Genomic DNA, 15,806 nt, shown 5'->3' with positions numbered 1-15,806 from the left:
TTAGTTGGAAACCCGCGCAGTGACTTCGATCTCGATCTTCATCGCCGCTTCCATCAGGTTCGCAATTATCATCGTCGCCGCCGGTTTCGCCTTGGCAAATACTTCGCTTGTGACAGTCCAGCACTTTTCGAAATCACCACCATCGGGCAAGATATAGTTTACCCGCACCACATCGTCGAGACTGCTCCCCGCCTCCTCAAGTGCCTTGCCAATGGTCGCGAGTGTATTGCGACACTGATCGGCGACACCTTCGGGCATAGTCATGGTCTCGTAATCATACCCCGTAGTGCCCGCCACAAAGACCCATCCGTCCGCAACAACCGCGCGGCTATAGCCGATCTTTTCCTCAAACGGCGATCCGGTGGAAATATGGCGTACAGACATGGGGAGGCTCCTCAAAGTAGGGTGACTAAGACATCATCTGGTGGGGGCAGAGTGTCAATGCGGCAATGCGCAGTAACCGTTCTTGGTGGGGGGAGTGACCGGCCAAATGTTGCGAAGGAGACCAGTTTTGGGTGTTTTCCAGAAATGGATCTCTTGTTTGGTTGGGCTTTATGTAGGAGATTGCCGTGCTTGAACCAAAGGAGACTCCGCTATGCTGGTCTATGGACTAAACACTTGTTCAATCTGCAAAAAGGCCCTCAAGGCGCTGGAGGCGTCCGGCGCAGAGTTCGAGTTCAGAGACGTCCGCGCAGCCCCACTCAGCGAAGCTGAACTTGCCGTGTTGATCGCCGAGTTTGGGGATCGGCTGATCGATCGAACGACAAATGACTGGCGCGGACTAAGCGATTGGTTGAAACATTCCGAAGCCGAAGACCAACTCGCGGCCAAACCAAAGCTGATGGCACGCCCCATTATCCACCATGAAGGCTCGTATTATCTTGGATGGGACGAAGCGGTGCAAAAAGAAGTACTGCCAGCACAGTAGGCCCGATGTAGAAATAGTGCGCTGCCATTCGAAGCGGCGGCTAGTTGCGGACAAAGCTCTCGATCCTGTTTGTCGCGAATGTCCGACTGAAAACGCTCTGCAAACAGTCACATTGTTGCGGCACTGTGTTTGGCCAAATACACCATGCCCAAGGCTACTCACCAACAGACAGTAGGGTTTGCTTCTGTAATTTTGAGCAGTGGCTTTTCGAGCAGTGGCTTTTCGGGCGGCACATTGGACATTCTGTTCCCCACCAACAAAAGAAGGCGCCCCACCGGGACGCCTTTATAGCCTCTCTCAGCGCTGGCTGGAAATCACCCCGCAGACGCAGGCTCTTTCTCTGCGTCGCCATGTATCATCAACGGCGCGGCCGCGCGGCTCACAGCTTCTTCGTTGACCACAACCTCGGTCACGCTGTCCATACCCGGAAGCTCGAACATCGTGTCCAGAAGAATATCCTCCAGAATGGAGCGCAGACCCCGTGCACCGGTTTTGCGTTCAATCGCGCGTTTGGCGATCGCGCTCAACGCATCTTCCGTGAACGACAGCTGTGCATCTTCCAGCTCGAACAGGCGCTGATACTGTTTCACCAGAGCGTTCTTCGGCGCGGTCAGAATGGTGACCAACGCATCCTCATCCAGATCTTCCAACGTCGCCAAAACTGGCAAACGTCCTACAAATTCCGGAATCAGACCAAATTTGAGCAGATCTTCAGGTTCCAGATCCTGGAAAATCTCGCCTACACCGCGTGCATCTTCGTCACGCACATCCGCGCCAAAGCCCATTGCCGAGCCCTTGCCACGTTGCGCAATAATACGGTCCAGACCCGCAAACGCCCCACCGCAGATGAACAGGATGTTGGTGGTGTCCACTTGCAGGAACTCCTGCTGCGGATGTTTGCGACCGCCTTGTGGCGGCACAGACGCAACAGTGCCTTCCATCAGCTTGAGGAGCGCCTGCTGCACGCCCTCACCCGACACATCACGCGTGATCGACGGGTTTTCAGACTTGCGGGTAATCTTGTCAACTTCATCGATATAAACGATGCCGCGCTGCGCGCGTTCAACGTTATATTCCGACGACTGCAACAGTTTGAGAATGATGTTTTCCACATCTTCGCCCACATAACCGGCTTCGGTCAGCGTGGTCGCATCAGCCATCGTAAACGGTACGTCCAGAATACGCGCCAGCGTCTGGGCCAACAGCGTCTTGCCGCAGCCCGTGGGGCCAATCAGCAGGATATTGGATTTCGCCAGCTCGATATCGCCGGTTTTTTGCGCATGGTTCAGGCGCTTGTAGTGGTTGTGTACCGCCACTGACAGCACACGTTTTGCCATCGCCTGACCGATCACATAGTCATCCAGCACATCACAGATCTCACGTGGCGCAGGCACCCCTTCAGAAGACTTCAGCCCGCTGGCTTTGGTCTCTTCGCGGATGATGTCCATACACAGTTCAACGCATTCATCACAGATGAACACCGTCGGACCCGCAATCAGCTTGCGCACCTCGTGCTGACTTTTCCCGCAAAAGCTGCAGTAAAGCGTGTTTTTGCTGTCGGTGCCGGACGTATTCGACATGTCTTCCCTTTCAGGCCTGCTACCTGTCCCATCTCAGGGACACCCCGCGTTCAAACCAGCTTAAGTCAGCCATCAAACGGGTACAATGCGAAAGTGCCCGTCAAAGTTTACAACCCGACGGACACCTCAATACTTAGCTTTTTTCGTCGTCGCCTTTGGCACGATTTTCCACAATCTCGTCAATCAGGCCCCAGTCTTTGGCGTCTTCAGGGCTCATGAAATTGTCGCGCTCAAGGCCTGCTTCAACCTCTTCATAGGTGCGCCCGGTGTGCTTGACGTAAATTTCATTCAAACGCTTCTTCAACTTCAGCGTCTCTTCGGCGTGGATCATGATGTCGGTCGCTTGACCCTGATAGCCACCGGAAGGCTGGTGCACCATCACGCGGCTGTTGGGCAGCGAAAAACGCATGCCTGCCTCACCGGCGGTCAACAGCAGAGAGCCCATCGAGGCCGCTTGACCGATCACCAGTGTCGATACCTTCGGTTTGATATATTGCATGGTGTCGTAAATCGACAAACCAGATGTCACAACGCCACCGGGGCTGTTGATGTACATGCTGATCTCTTTGGAGGGGTTTTCCGCCTCGAGGTGCAAAAGCTGCGCAACGATCAGCGACGACATGCCGTCATGCACCGGACCATTCAGGAAAATGATGCGCTCTTTGAGCAGGCGCGAGAAAATGTCATAGGCACGTTCACCACGGCTGGTTTGTTCCACCACCATGGGCACGAGGGTGTTCATATAGGTCTCATACGGATCGTTCATAATCGCCTGCCTGTTGTCGCTTTGGTTGCAGCTATCCGGTTCCGCGCGCGAAACCTCTCCCACAGAGTCTTAGAGGTGGGTTCTAGGGGCTGCAAGACCAGCTAAGAGTTTTTACGTTAAGGTCAGGTAAACCCTGCGATAGCAAGTTAGGGCACACACCCCATTGCGCGCTTGAGTGTCACATCTCGGCATCAGTCAGTTGCCATGTCAGGCTAACTTGCAATGCCAAGCTATCAAAACCAACTAAAACTCGGAATTCCGCCGCCACTTAGCAGCAAGACGCCACGCCTTGCGGACCAAAATTATAGGCGAAAAAACAAACCTGACTAGCGGCACAAAGATGGGATGTGCCTTCCAATACATCACGCGCGCATAGTTTTTGGCCTCACGCTCTTGTGCATCAACCTGACCTCCCTCGATGTGCTGATAGTAATGGTGCCCGACTTCATGGTAGAAGGTTAATTCTGCCCAAAGAATTTGCAACCACCGCTCCAGCGGATTAGACGCGGCTTCCGGCCAAGCAAGAACAATACTGTCATAAAGCAGACGATAGCGCCCAAGATAGTCCATCTCATCCCGCAACGCGATCACGTCTTCCCGCGTGACCGTTGAGATCGCTAGATCCGGCGTCTTGCTCCAACGTTGAAGATGACTGAACACCAAATCGCGCTGCGCAATGTCATCAGCAATATAGACCGGTACGCCGCCGGCAACCTCACCAAAAACACGGTCTCCGTAGCGCTTGGACACCAGATTTACTGTGTGCTTGTGCAACGCATGAAGTCGCGCGGACTGTAGCCGTGTTACCTCTGACCAGAAGGTCTCAACATCCAACTCATGCAACAGAGTGAGTAGCACTCCAAGGTATCTATAACTCGGCCCCACAGGCTTGTGCCGCCACACATTGGTGTCCAGCTTCGCAAGAACAAGTGGCACCGCGATTTCTGGTTCTGCAAGCAAGCGGCGCCAGGCGCCGCGTACGGTTTCTACGTGGTTGGTTGAGATCCCTCTCAGCAGCCGTTCAATATCTTTTTCTCGCAAAGGTTGTGACATTGTATCGATGTAAGTTATTGAAGTCACAACCACAAGTTCTCAGAGCCCACCCCAATCGCTTCGCTTCCTGCCCCTCGGCTCGTGCGCGGGGACTTTCCGCCATCCGAACAGAAGCTCTTACCGTTTCAATTGATTTGCCCCAGCCAGACCGTCATTGTGCCAACGTTAAACCCTATTGTCGGATTCGCATGCCTCATCCCAACCACTACTCCGTCTGCAACGACACAAAATGGCTAGAATTGCGGGCGTGCATGCTTGCTGTGCCACCAGCGCTTCGTCCGAGTTTTCGCTCCAAGTTTTTGCTCAATGGATACGTGTCTCGTTGGGACAGCGAATGGCATTACCATTTCTTGGAGGGGGGATTCACAAATGTGGAGTGGTTTGATCTTAAGTTCGAACTCTCTCCCACCGAAGCCTTAGTGAATGACATCCTCGCAATTGGGCTTGCCGGATTTGGTACGGAACACGGCGTTCGCCTCCTTGGCTATGCGCCAAACGGCACGGAAGCGCGCCTCCTCGATTGGGGCGACTTCCCACCTCCTCTTGCATCTCAATGAAACAAGGCATGCTTGCACCATTAGCGCGCAGGCGGTGATCGAAACTACACAACCAAACGTCTGGCCTTCCTTTGCTGACAACGTCAGTATTGGTCCACAATTAGGACCACAGCCCAAAGGACCCGCCCCATGCGCTGCTTCGACGACCTCTTCGCCATCTCAGCCGAGCGCAAAGGCGGTGCCGATGCGCTCAAAGCCCAGCTCACCAAACCCAGTTCCGCCGCCGCGCTTGCGCAAATCCCCGAGGACCGCTGGCTCGCGCAATTCACCAAAGGTGTCTTTCAGGCAGGCTTCAACTGGAAGGTCATCGAGGCCAAATGGGACGGGTTCGAGGAAGCCTTTCATGGTTTTGACATCGATCGCTGCGCCTTTATGCATGACGAGGATATGGACAGCCTGATGTCCAACACCGCCATCGTGCGCAACGGTCCCAAAATCCGCACGGTGCTGGAAAACGCCCACTTTATCCAATCCCTGCGGGATGAAGGCGGCGCGGGCCACGTGCTCGGCGGCTGGGCATCCACCGACTACGTCAACCAACTGGAATTCATGAAAAAAGGCGGCTCCCGCATTGGCGGCGCCACCGGCCAGTATTCCCTGCGGTTCTTGGGCAAAGACAGCTTTATCTTGTCACGTGATGTTGTTGCCCGCCTGATCGCCGAAGGCGTGGTGGACAAACAACCCACCTCCAAAGGCGCGATGAAAAAGGTGCAGGAGGCATTCAACATCTGGATGGATCAATCCGGCCGCTCCCTCACCGAAATCAGCCGCGTGCTTGCGATGAGTGTGTAGGACTTCACGCAACCGCGCAAAACAGATGACAGACTTCCCGGTGACAAGCATCGTCTGAACACATCCCACAGGAGACCGCACATGCCCCTTACAGCAGCCGACGCCCAAACCTTCCTACCTACGGGCTTCGCGCCGTGGGTACGTGCCCTCAACCTGACCATTACCGGAATTTCACCAACCGGTGCCACACTTACCATGCCAATCACCGACGATCTCGCCCGTATGGGGGGCATCATTTCAGGTCAGGCACTTGCTGCGATGGCAGATACGGCGATGGTCTTTGCCTGTTTTGGTCAAATGGATGGGTTCAAGCCTGTGGCCACCACCAATCTGGACACGCAATTCCTGCGCCCGGGTACTGGTGATTTGATCCGCTGCGATGCCGAGATCGTCCGGGCGGGCAAAGCCCTGATTTTTGCGCGTGCCACAATGGTTGCCTTGCCCTCAGACAAAGCGGTCGCCACTGCAACCGCGACGTTCTTCGTACCCTGAATTCACGGACGACAGGCGCGATCAGGCGTTCACCAAAATCCCGTCTTCCAGACGCACAACGCGGTCCATCCGCGCCGCCAGCTCCATATTATGCGTCGCCACCAACGCTGAAAGGCCAGTGTTGCGCACCAAGGCCATCAGTGCATCAAACACCTGATCTGACGTGGCTGGATCCAGATTCCCCGTCGGCTCATCCGCCAACATCACACGCGGTGTATTTGCCAGGGCTCGGCAAAACGCCACCCGCTGCTGCTCCCCGCCGGACAAGGCCGCAGGGCGGTGTCCCGCACGATGTGCCACGCCGACGCCGCCCAATAACTCCATCCCCCGCGCCTCTGCGACTGATTTCGAAACGCCGTTGGCCATCTGCGGCAAGACTATGTTTTCGAGCGCAGAAAACTCAGGCAACAAATGATGGAATTGATAAACAAATCCCACGTCCCGTCGCCGCGCGTTTGTCCGCCGCCGGTCAGACCGCCCACTGAGCACTTCGCCGCCCACGGACACCTCGCCGACATCAGGCGCATCAAGTAGTCCGGCAATATGCAAAAGCGTCGACTTGCCCGCCCCGGACGGCGCCACAAGTGCCACTGTCTCGCCTTTTGACAGGCTCAGGTCTACGCCGCGCAGCACATGCACTTCGCCCGCCAACCCTTTTTTGTAAACTTTCTCTACGCCGTTTAGGCGCAACACCACATCATTCATAGCGCAGCGCCTCCACTGGGTTCATGCGCGCCGCCCGTCGTGCCGGGAATATTGTCACCACAAACGACAACCCCAACGACAGGCCCATCGCGCTCATCACGTCACCGAACTCCAACTTGGCTGGCAAATGATAGATGCCACGGATCGAGGGGTCCCAAACTCCGCCTCCCATGACCATGTTCACAAAAGAAAAAATCGGATCGATATACATCGCGAACAAACATCCAAAGACAACACCCAGCAACGTCCCCAGTGTGCCGGTAAATGCCCCGCAGATGAAAAACACCCGCAGCACCGATCCTTCGGTTAGCCCCACCGTGCGCAAAATCCCAATGTCACGCCCTTTGTTTTTCACCAACATGATCAAGCCCGACACAATGTTCATCGCCGCTATCAATACGAGGATCGACAGGATGATGAACATCACGTTGTCCTCCACTTCCAAGGCTCTCAGAAAGCCGCCCGAGGCATCTTTCCACGTCCACACCAACGCGCGATCCCCACCGGCCTTCATTAACGGTACCAGCATTTTCTCCACGTCTTCGGGGCGCGTGATCATCACCTCGATCTCATCCGCCACGCCTTCACGATTGAAGAACGCCTGCGCCTCTGCAAATGGCAAATACACACGGGTGCGATCAATGTCATACCTCCCGGCCGAGAAGATATAGACCACCTCATAGGCGTTGATGCGGGGTGACGTGCCAAAGGCGGTCTTCACCCCATTCGGCGAGATGATCTTAATTTTGTCGCCGACCATCGCGCCCAATTCTCGCGCCACACCCGATCCAATCGCAATGCCCTCATCAAACCGCGCAATATCGCCGTCTCCGGTTTCCGGATCGGCAATCCTGGGCAACTCGGCAAGATTTTCAGCCCGAATACCAAAAACCTCAACGCCCGCATTGCGGCTGCGCAGGTTCGCCATCACCTGCCCTTTGACCAAAGGCGCAGCACGGGTCACCTCCGGCACGTCACGCAATCGCGCGGCCATGGCTTCAAAGTCATGAATGCTGCGGTCAATCTGGCCGGTGGCCTCGCTGACTTCCCCGGTTTGATAAACGGTCACGTGCGCATTGGCACCCAGAATTGTGTCGACAAATTCCGCCCGAAATCCAGCCCGTACTGCCAATGTGGCAATCAAGGCAAAGACCGCCAATGTGATGCCGATCAAACTGATCCAGGTCATCGTACTGACGCCGCCCTCGGCTCTGCGCGCGCGCAAATACCGCCATGCGATCATCCATTCAAATCGTGAAAACGGCGCTGTTGTGCCTGCCATGTCTGCTCCGGCTTTTTGTTTTCTCAGCTATACACGCAGCGACACAAAACGCCAATCATCACAGCGTGACACAGCCCACAGTCCGCCAATGCCACCGTCTGCGCTAACGTCATTTGTAAACGACAGCCACCATGGCTTCGTCCAGCGCGCCGTTTTGCCGATCTGACGTGCAGACGTCATAGGCCGCCACCACACCCCACTTGCCCATCCAACTCACCGCGTAGCTACCTGCCATCAAACGTCCACGGAAACAGTGTTTGCCAAAGTGCCAGAAATTGAACCGCCCGCCACTGGGTCGCCAGAACGTTCCCAGACCATAGTGCGCACCGCCGCCCAACCCCGCGTTGGCATGGCGCGACGGCGCGCGCCCTATCTTGCTCGTTGCGCCAAAGTTTTTGCTGTGGAACGCGGCATAGGATTCCACCGACATCTTCCATCCGCCCCAAGGCGCAAACCCGCCGGTCAACGACGACGCTTTGCCGCCGGGCACATATTTTCCGCAGGTCTGTAAATAGCTACGGCCACTTGCGACCTCGATGATTTTTCCCAGAACTGCATAATTTTCGTTGCTATAGAAAAACCGACCCGGCACTCCTTGCTGCTTTTTGCGCCGCGCCACGGTCGCAATCACGGCATCATGGCGCGGCTTTGTTGAGCCCAGCCACTTGCCCATGTCACGCTGGGTACTGTCCGGCTTTAATCCACTTGTGTGGGTCAAGAGCTGCGCCACCGTAACTTGCGACACGCGTTTGTCTTTGAATGTTACGCTTTCACCCAGAATTTGCCCCACAGTATCCGAATATTTCACCTGCCCCGCGCCAACCAATCCGGCCACACAAACGCCGGTCACTGCCTTACTTAGACTGTGCATCTCAAAGGGTTGGGTTGTATTCGCATTGCGTCCGGCGCGATGTACGATTTTGCCGTTCTTGGTCACCACAAACGCGCCGTTGCGCACCCCGACTTTGTCCGCCCATTTCGTCCAAGCCGCATCAAATTTTGCTATTGTAGCAGCATCATTCGCGTACACCGGGGTCGAAAATGGCAACGCTGCGATCACCGAGGCCAAAATCGTCAATTTCAGAAAGCGCGTTAAATCATCCCCCAATCACGTGTGTTTACATTCGCACAGCCTGACCTGATGACAAAGCGTGACGACACTTTGGTCCCCTCCGGCTCAACTCATGCCAAGCGGGCAAGCCTTTTCAAGCCGTGTCTCCACAACCGCTCTCAACTCGACCAGGGCGGCCATCCGCGCATCTATTTCCGCCAATTTCTCGCGCAACACCGCTTCGATCTCGCCTTGCGATAAGCCACTGCCAAGTCCCTGCAAAAGAGCGCCGATTTCCGCCAGCGTAAAGCCCAGCGCCTGTGCCTGCCGGATCAAAGCCACCAACGACACGATCCCCTCAGAATAGTCACGGTATCCGTTCTGATGCCGGTCCGCTCGGATGAGCCCTTGCCGCTCATAAAACCGCAGCGCGTCGCGGCTCACCCCGGACCGTTCTGCCAAAACTCCAATCCGCATGCAAAATCCTCTTGACCTTAAACTTAACTCCAAGGTTTACACATCTGCGCATCCACAACAACACTCAGGATGCAAACCATGTCCCCAACTACCTTTCACCGCCTCTTTCGCGCGTCAGCCTATTACGACTTGCTGATCACATGGCCCTACGCTACGCCGATCACTCTGGCTCTTTTCTGGAACATCCTGAATGGCACCCATGCCTCGTTCGGACTGTCGCCATTGCCCGATCTCAATGCCTACGCCACGCTATTTGCGAACTTCTTTGGCTCGGTTGTTCTGATTTGGTCCGTTGTCCGGCTGCGGCTCAATGATGCGCGCCTTGCCCGTTACGACGCTGTGGGCCGGTGGCTATTCTCGGCATGGATGCTGAATGCGCTCCTCAATGGTGCCAGCCCCCTCCTTTGGGGGTTCCTAGCCATCGAGCTCACCTTCGCCGTCGTGCAATCCCTGCCCGTCCGTCAGCCTCAAACAACCTGACACCCACCAACAAAAAACCCCGGCGCAAGCCGGGGTTTTCAATCAACCAACGCATCCGCTCGGGCGCTCTATTGGATTTCAACTGGCCTAGAACCCTACAACGCGGTGGTCGGCATAAATCTCGATCAACTTGGCTACAGCTGCTTCCGGTGCCATTTCCTCGCTCTCGCCAGTCCGGCGCGACGTCAGCTCAACAACGCCGTTCTTAAGCCCACGCGGACCAACCGTGATGCGCCATGGCAGACCAATCAAGTCCATCGTCGCGAATTTGCCACCCGCGCGTTCTTTGCGGTCATCATAAAGCGGCTCAAGACCGGCAGCGACCAAAGCAGCCTCCAACGCCTCACAAGCCGCATCCGCCTCTGCATCTCCCTGCTTGAGGTTCACGATACCTGCATGAAACGGCGTCACGCCTTCGGGCCAGATGATACCATTTTCATCATGGCTCGCTTCGATGATCGCGCCCAACAGACGGCTCACGCCAATGCCGTGACTGCCCATGTGCACCGCGACCGGCTTGCCATCCGGTCCCTGCACCGTCGCGCCCAGCGCATCAGAATACTTAGTGCCGAAATAAAAGATCTGCCCCACTTCGATGCCGCGCGCCGTGCGGCGGCGCTCTTCAGGCACGTCATTAAACAGAGCCTCGTCGTGGGTCTCATCCGTGCGCGCGTATTTCGAGGTGAATTCCTCCAGCACGCCCTGACATTGCTCTACGCTGTCATAATCAATCTCGCGATCGCCAAACGTCAGATCGGTCACAGCGCTGTCATAAAACACTTCGCTCTCGCCCGTATCCGCCAACACAAGGAATTCATGCGTGTCATCGCCGCCAATCGGTCCGCTGTCCGCCCGCATCGGAATTGCCTGCAACCCCATGCGTTCATAGGTCCGCAAATAGCTCACCAGATGGCGGTTATAGGCGTGTAGCGCGTCCTCTTTGGACAGGTCAAAGTTATAGCCGTCCTTCATATAGAACTCGCGGCCCCGCATCACGCCAAAGCGCGGACGGATCTCGTCGCGGAACTTCCACTGGATCTGATACATCGTCAGCGGCATGTCCTTGTAGGAACTGACATTGCTGCGGAAGATATCGGTGATCAATTCCTCAGCCGTTGGCGTGTACAGCATTTCGCGGTCATGACGGTCGGTGATGCGCAGCATCTCGTCGCCATAGGCATCATACCGACCGCTCTCGCGCCACAGGTCCGCGGATTGCACAGTAGGCATCTGCATTGGGATGTGGCCCGCACGGATTTGCTCTTCGTGCACAATGTTTTCGATCTTGCGCAACACTTTGAAACCCAGCGGCAACCACGAATAAATCCCGGCAGAGGACTGCTTGATCATGCCGGCACGCAGCATCAAACGGTGGCTCACAATCTGCGCCTCAGAAGGCGTTTCTTTCAGAACAGGCAGGAAATAACGGGTCAGGCGCATCGACAAAACTCTCTCAGATGGTGGTGCCCTCAGGGCACACAGTCATGTTGCCCCTTCGCTAGACCAAAGCCCGCCGCGTGGCAAGCAACGCCTGCCAAAGGCCGCTGTGTCATGCCACATCCGCGTTCCTCATGCGCGCACCGTTTGTTGCGATAATTCTAAACTGCGTTACAACACGAAAAACCGAGCGGGATCTAACGTGCACTATAGACAAGACATAGACGGGCTGCGCGCCATCGCAATTCTCGGCGTGGTTCTTTACCACGCAGGTCTGAAAGAGATGTCAGGCGGTTATGCGGGCGTTGATGTGTTCTTCGTCATCTCCGGCTTTCTGATTGGCGGACGCATTCTGGACGACCTCGATCGAGGCGCCTTTTCGTTCAAGGATTTCTACCTGCGCCGCGCCCGCCGTATCCTGCCCGCCTTGGTCGCCATGGTGCTGGTCACAATGATAGTTGGCTGGTGGACCCTCATACCACATGATTATCGCTATATGGGCGGCGCGGCCGTCACGGCGCTGTTGTCGCTCTCAAACGTGTGGTTTCTGAACCGTATTGATTATTTCAATCCAGAAGCCACGCTTGATCCGCTGATCCACACATGGTCTCTGGGCATCGAAGAACAGTTTTATGCCCTAATCCCACTGCTGTTGTTTCTCATCTGGCGGATCAACCGAAAGGCGGTTCTACCCACTTTGCTCGTCATCGCTGCCGCGAGTTTTTTGGTCGCCGTGGCAACGTCCGGCGAGTATCGTCTCTGGGCCTTTTATCTGTTGCACACACGCGCGTGGGAACTTTTGGCCGGTGTGTTGATTGCTTGGAGCCAACGCAATCGCACTCTTCCAACGCAGTTTCACACACCTGCGTATCTGATTGGCCTCCTGCTGGTGGTGTTTGGTTTGTGTGCCGTGCCTCCCAACGCTCCTTGGCCGGGTGTTTGGACGCTCCCGGCGGTTGCGGGCACCGCGCTTGTTTTGGCGGCACCGCAAGCGGCGCACGGTTTGTCTGTCCTTCTGGCGAACCCGCTGATGCGCTTTATGGGACTGATTTCTTACTCGCTCTATCTCTGGCACCAGCCGGTTTTTGGCATTCTCAAAAAGACCTATCTCTGGCCACAGAGCTTATTCGGTGTCGTCCTGATTTGCGTTGCACTTCTCGTGATCTCGACACTCAGTTGGCGCTTTGTCGAACAGCCGTTTCGCACACATCACAAATGGAACTGGCGCAAACGCACGCCCTTCTGGGTGGGTATTGCCGCCATCTGGGTCATTGCCATTGGCGGCGGTGTGACCGAGGGCTACCCGAAACGTATGCCTACTGAGGTGACCGAGACGCTGGCAATGCGAAGCAGCTACAGCCCGACCTACCGGCGCTGTTTGCTCGTGCGTGGAAAAGTCCCAGACTATGACTTCGCCGACGCTTGTACCTTTGGCGACACAACCGTCCCGCCCTCCGTGGCCCTGCTTGGCGACAGTCACGCTGGTCGCGCCGCGCTGCAACTGGGGAACTTGCTAAAGGCGCAGGGTAAGGGGTTGGTGGAGCTGACACTCTCCAGCTGCTTGCCCGTTGCAGGCTTGATCAACGACGGCCAAACCCGCGCCGCCCAATGCCCCGCATTCAACAACTCTGTACGCGCCTATCTGGACGCCCACCCCGAGATCACGCAGGTCGTTGTTTACGCCAACTGGCTCAACTACATGTTTGACACATCCGGACCAAACATCTTTGGACATGACGCTGGCGCGATAACCATTCCCAGCCTGCCGGTTGATGGGCCCACGCCAACCACGACGGCTCAGCGGGAAGACGCTTTCGTTGCCGCAATGGCCGCGCAGTTGCGTTGGCTTGGTCAACACCGTGACGTGGCTCTCGTGTCCTCAACCGGACACCTTCAGGTCGACATTCCCCGCTATTATGCCAACCGCCAGTGGTGGGGCACGCCCCTGCCCCGGACTGCCAATTATCCCCGCAGTATCGAAGCGCAGCGCGGCGATCGGATGCGGGCCATGTTTGTCGCCGCAATTGAGGCTGCCGGCCCGCTGCCCAACAACGTGATACTGCTCAACGCCGACGACAGTTTCTGCACCGGTCAACACTGTGACCTGATCCGCGACGGCGCCATTTTGTTCAGTGACGTGAACCACCTGACGTTGCCCGCATTGGACATCCTGACGCCCGAGATCACTCAGTCTCTGAACATGCCTGCAACTTCGGAAAAGCCGTAAATCGCGCGCCGATCGAACGCCGGAGCCCTTCGGTCCGGCATGTAGTTCGTCAATCGTGTAACATGCGCGGCCTTGCATCCCTCGCCTCTATCAGCGATCACTTGACGCGACATTTGAAAAATAGTGAGCTTTCATGGCGCTTTCTCCGAAGAAACAATTGCAATTCTGGGGCATTTTCACGGTCCTCTCTTCTGTCGTCCTCTACGCGCTCGGCGACGTGCTGCTGCCGTTTGTCTTGGGCGGGGCAGTGGCGTATTTCCTTGATCCCGTCGCAGATCGCCTCGAAGATTCCGGCCTGTCGCGCGCCGTCGCGACCGCGCTCATCACTGTGGCAAGCGTACTGATCTTCGTGGTCATCGCGCTTGCGGTGTTGCCGCAACTGATCACACAGGCCGTATCGCTGATTGATACAATGCCGCAATTGCTGCGCGACCTGCAAAGCTTTGTGAACACCCGCTTCCCAAGTCTCATGCAAGAAAATGGTGTAGTGCACAGCGCGCTTGTCGCTGCCGGCGAGTTCCTGCAAACAAAGGGGCCACAGTTGTTCCAAGGCGCACTGAACTCAGCCATGTCGCTGCTCAATGTGGTGATGTTGCTTGTGATTGTGCCGGTCGTGGCCTTCTATTTGCTGCTGGACTGGGACCGGATGGTGGCCGAAGTGGACCACCTGCTGCCGCGTGATCATGCGCCAATCGTGCGCAAACTGGCCAAGCAGATCGACAACACACTGGCGTCTTTTGTACGAGGCATGGGCACGGTCTGTCTGATTCTTGGCACCTACTATGCCGTGTCGCTCATGCTGGTCGGTCTGCAATTTGGCCTCGTGGTCGGGTTTATCGCCGGGCTTGTCACCTTCATCCCTTATCTCGGCGCGCTGATCGGCGGCACGCTGGCCATTGGACTAGCGCTGTTCCAATTCTGGGGCGATTGGCTCTCTATCGGATTGGTTGCTGCAATTTTCGCCATTGGGCAAATGGTCGAAGGCAACGTGCTGACACCAAAGCTCGTGGGCAAGTCCGTGGGCTTGCATCCGGTCTGGTTGCTTCTGGCGCTGACAATCTTTGGCGCTCTGTTTGGCTTTATCGGCATGTTGGTCGCTGTCCCGGTCGCCGCCGCCATCGGTGTACTTGCGCGTTTCGTCTCGGGACAATACATGACATCTCTGCTCTATCTCGGGACGTCTAACCAGCCCGGGTCAGACACCGGGCAACGCGCAACCGACGACAAAGACGAGTAACCCATGGCCGAGCAACTGAACTTTGACCTGCCCGTACGGGCAGCTTTGGGACGTGAGGATTTCTTTGTCAGCCCTGCCAACGCCATGGCGCTGGGGCTCGTTGACGATTGGCCCAATTGGCCCGGCAGCAAGCTCGTAATTTCCGGACCAGCAGGATCAGGCAAGACCCATCTTGCGCGGGTTTGGGCCAAAGTGGCGAACGCCTCTGTGGTTGGTGCGGCTGATCTGACGGACGCCGACGTGCCCGATCTAGCCAATGGCCCCGTCGCCGTAGAAGACGTGCACCTGATCGCCGACAATCCAGCCGCGCAAATCGCGCTGTTCCACCTGCACAACCTCACGCTGGCCGAAGGTCACTCGCTTCTTCTGACAGGCATCGGCGTCCCGCCTCAATGGGGGCTGACGCTTCCGGATCTGCTCAGCCGTATGCAAGGCACCATCGTTGCCACGATGCAGGATCCTGACGACATGCTCTTGATGGCGATTCTGGCCAAACAATTCGGCGACCGCCAACTCACGCCAAACCCGGAAACGCTCGCCTATCTCGCCAAACATATGGACCGCTCTTTCGCCGACGCCGCCCGCATTGTGCACGCGCTGGACACACTCAGCCTCAGCGAAAAACGCCCAATCACCCGCGCCTTGGCCAAACGCGTCCTAAACGGTGAGAAAGACGCGTAATTCCGCCCGCGACAGCCCGCCTGTCTGGACCCTCGACGCAATCCACCATAAAGTCATCTTC

Annotated in this window: 17 protein-coding genes; 8 read left to right on the top strand and 9 right to left on the bottom strand. The window is 56.5% G+C overall.

Annotated features, from left to right (window positions below; all coding sequences use genetic code 11):
* Nucleotides 1–384: a RidA family protein gene (locus SHIM_RS07785; RefSeq protein WP_054002082.1), complete on the bottom strand. Its 384-nt coding sequence runs from the start codon at nt 382–384 to the stop codon at nt 1–3.
* Between the two features lie 211 nt (nt 385–595).
* On the opposite strand from SHIM_RS07785, the gene SHIM_RS07780 reads away from it, so the two are divergent.
* Nucleotides 596–928, top strand: coding sequence for an arsenate reductase family protein (locus tag SHIM_RS07780; RefSeq protein ID WP_054002081.1), 333 nt, complete (start codon nt 596–598; stop codon nt 926–928).
* Nucleotides 929–1,242: 314 nt separating this feature from the next.
* Here SHIM_RS07780 and clpX read toward each other — a convergent pair whose 3' ends face one another.
* The 3 genes from clpX to SHIM_RS07765 form a co-directional block, all read right to left on the bottom strand.
* Nucleotides 1,243–2,508, bottom strand: coding sequence for an ATP-dependent Clp protease ATP-binding subunit ClpX (gene clpX / locus SHIM_RS07775; RefSeq protein WP_054002080.1), 1,266 nt, complete (start codon nt 2,506–2,508; stop codon nt 1,243–1,245).
* Between the two features lie 133 nt (nt 2,509–2,641).
* Nucleotides 2,642–3,274 carry an ATP-dependent Clp protease proteolytic subunit gene (locus tag SHIM_RS07770; RefSeq protein WP_054002172.1) on the bottom strand — a complete coding sequence of 211 codons (633 nt, stop codon included), beginning with the start codon at nt 3,272–3,274 and terminating at the stop codon, nt 2,642–2,644.
* A 243-nt stretch (nt 3,275–3,517) separates the two neighbouring features.
* A complete protein-coding gene (locus tag SHIM_RS07765) occupies nt 3,518–4,327 on the bottom strand; it encodes a hypothetical protein (protein WP_054002079.1) in 810 nt (269 codons plus the stop codon).
* A gap of 188 nt (nt 4,328–4,515) precedes the next feature.
* On the opposite strand from SHIM_RS07765, the gene SHIM_RS07760 reads away from it, so the two are divergent.
* The 3 genes from SHIM_RS07760 (at nt 4,516) to SHIM_RS07750 (ending at nt 6,168) form a co-directional block, all read left to right on the top strand.
* Nucleotides 4,516–4,884, top strand: coding sequence for a DUF6678 family protein (locus tag SHIM_RS07760; RefSeq protein WP_152926491.1), 369 nt, complete (start codon nt 4,516–4,518; stop codon nt 4,882–4,884).
* Nucleotides 4,885–5,013: 129 nt separating this feature from the next.
* A complete protein-coding gene (locus SHIM_RS07755) occupies nt 5,014–5,676 on the top strand; it encodes a DNA-3-methyladenine glycosylase I (RefSeq protein WP_054002077.1) in 663 nt (220 codons plus the stop codon).
* Between the two features lie 81 nt (nt 5,677–5,757).
* Nucleotides 5,758–6,168: a PaaI family thioesterase gene (locus SHIM_RS07750; RefSeq protein WP_054002076.1), complete on the top strand. Its 411-nt coding sequence runs from the start codon at nt 5,758–5,760 to the stop codon at nt 6,166–6,168.
* Nucleotides 6,169–6,189: 21 nt separating this feature from the next.
* Here the strand turns inward: SHIM_RS07750 and SHIM_RS07745 are convergent, their stop codons facing one another.
* From SHIM_RS07745 to SHIM_RS07730, 4 genes are all read right to left on the bottom strand, one after another.
* Nucleotides 6,190–6,873 (bottom strand): ABC transporter ATP-binding protein, encoded by a 684-nt coding sequence (locus SHIM_RS07745; protein WP_054002075.1) that lies wholly within the window; start codon nt 6,871–6,873, stop codon nt 6,190–6,192.
* Nucleotides 6,866–8,155: a lipoprotein-releasing ABC transporter permease subunit gene (locus tag SHIM_RS07740; RefSeq protein ID WP_054002074.1), complete on the bottom strand. Its 1,290-nt coding sequence runs from the start codon at nt 8,153–8,155 to the stop codon at nt 6,866–6,868. The genes SHIM_RS07745 and SHIM_RS07740 overlap by 8 nt, the downstream gene beginning before the upstream one ends.
* 109 nt (nt 8,156–8,264) lie before the next feature.
* Nucleotides 8,265–9,233 (bottom strand): serine hydrolase domain-containing protein, encoded by a 969-nt coding sequence (locus SHIM_RS07735; protein WP_193749885.1) that lies wholly within the window; start codon nt 9,231–9,233, stop codon nt 8,265–8,267.
* 99 nt (nt 9,234–9,332) lie between these two features.
* Nucleotides 9,333–9,683 (bottom strand): MerR family transcriptional regulator, encoded by a 351-nt coding sequence (locus SHIM_RS07730; protein WP_054002072.1) that lies wholly within the window; start codon nt 9,681–9,683, stop codon nt 9,333–9,335.
* Between the two features lie 78 nt (nt 9,684–9,761).
* Between SHIM_RS07730 and SHIM_RS07725 the strand changes: the two genes are divergently transcribed.
* Nucleotides 9,762–10,163 carry a hypothetical protein gene (locus tag SHIM_RS07725; RefSeq protein ID WP_152926490.1) on the top strand — a complete coding sequence of 134 codons (402 nt, stop codon included), beginning with the start codon at nt 9,762–9,764 and terminating at the stop codon, nt 10,161–10,163.
* 87 nt (nt 10,164–10,250) lie between these two features.
* Here the strand turns inward: SHIM_RS07725 and proS are convergent, their stop codons facing one another.
* Complete coding sequence (proS, locus tag SHIM_RS07720) at nt 10,251–11,603, bottom strand: proline--tRNA ligase (RefSeq protein ID WP_054002070.1); 1,353 nt, start codon at nt 11,601–11,603, stop codon at nt 10,251–10,253.
* A gap of 199 nt (nt 11,604–11,802) precedes the next feature.
* On the opposite strand from proS, the gene SHIM_RS07715 reads away from it, so the two are divergent.
* From SHIM_RS07715 to SHIM_RS07705, 3 genes are all read left to right on the top strand, one after another.
* Complete coding sequence (locus SHIM_RS07715; RefSeq protein WP_054002069.1) at nt 11,803–13,827, top strand: acyltransferase family protein; 2,025 nt, start codon at nt 11,803–11,805, stop codon at nt 13,825–13,827.
* A 133-nt stretch (nt 13,828–13,960) separates the two neighbouring features.
* The gene (locus tag SHIM_RS07710; RefSeq protein ID WP_054002068.1) at nt 13,961–15,064 is read left to right on the top strand and encodes an AI-2E family transporter; all 1,104 of its coding nucleotides are present in this window, start codon (nt 13,961–13,963) and stop codon (nt 15,062–15,064) included.
* Between the two features lie 3 nt (nt 15,065–15,067).
* Nucleotides 15,068–15,745 (top strand): HdaA/DnaA family protein, encoded by a 678-nt coding sequence (locus tag SHIM_RS07705; RefSeq protein ID WP_054002067.1) that lies wholly within the window; start codon nt 15,068–15,070, stop codon nt 15,743–15,745.
* Nucleotides 15,746–15,806: the final 61 nt, after the last annotated feature.

It is taken from the genome of Shimia sp. SK013 (genome assembly GCF_001292625.1).
In the GTDB taxonomy this organism is placed as follows: domain Bacteria; phylum Pseudomonadota; class Alphaproteobacteria; order Rhodobacterales; family Rhodobacteraceae; genus Shimia.
The sequence above is the reverse complement of the archived record's forward strand: the minus strand, read 5'-3'. Positions and strand labels throughout refer to the sequence as shown.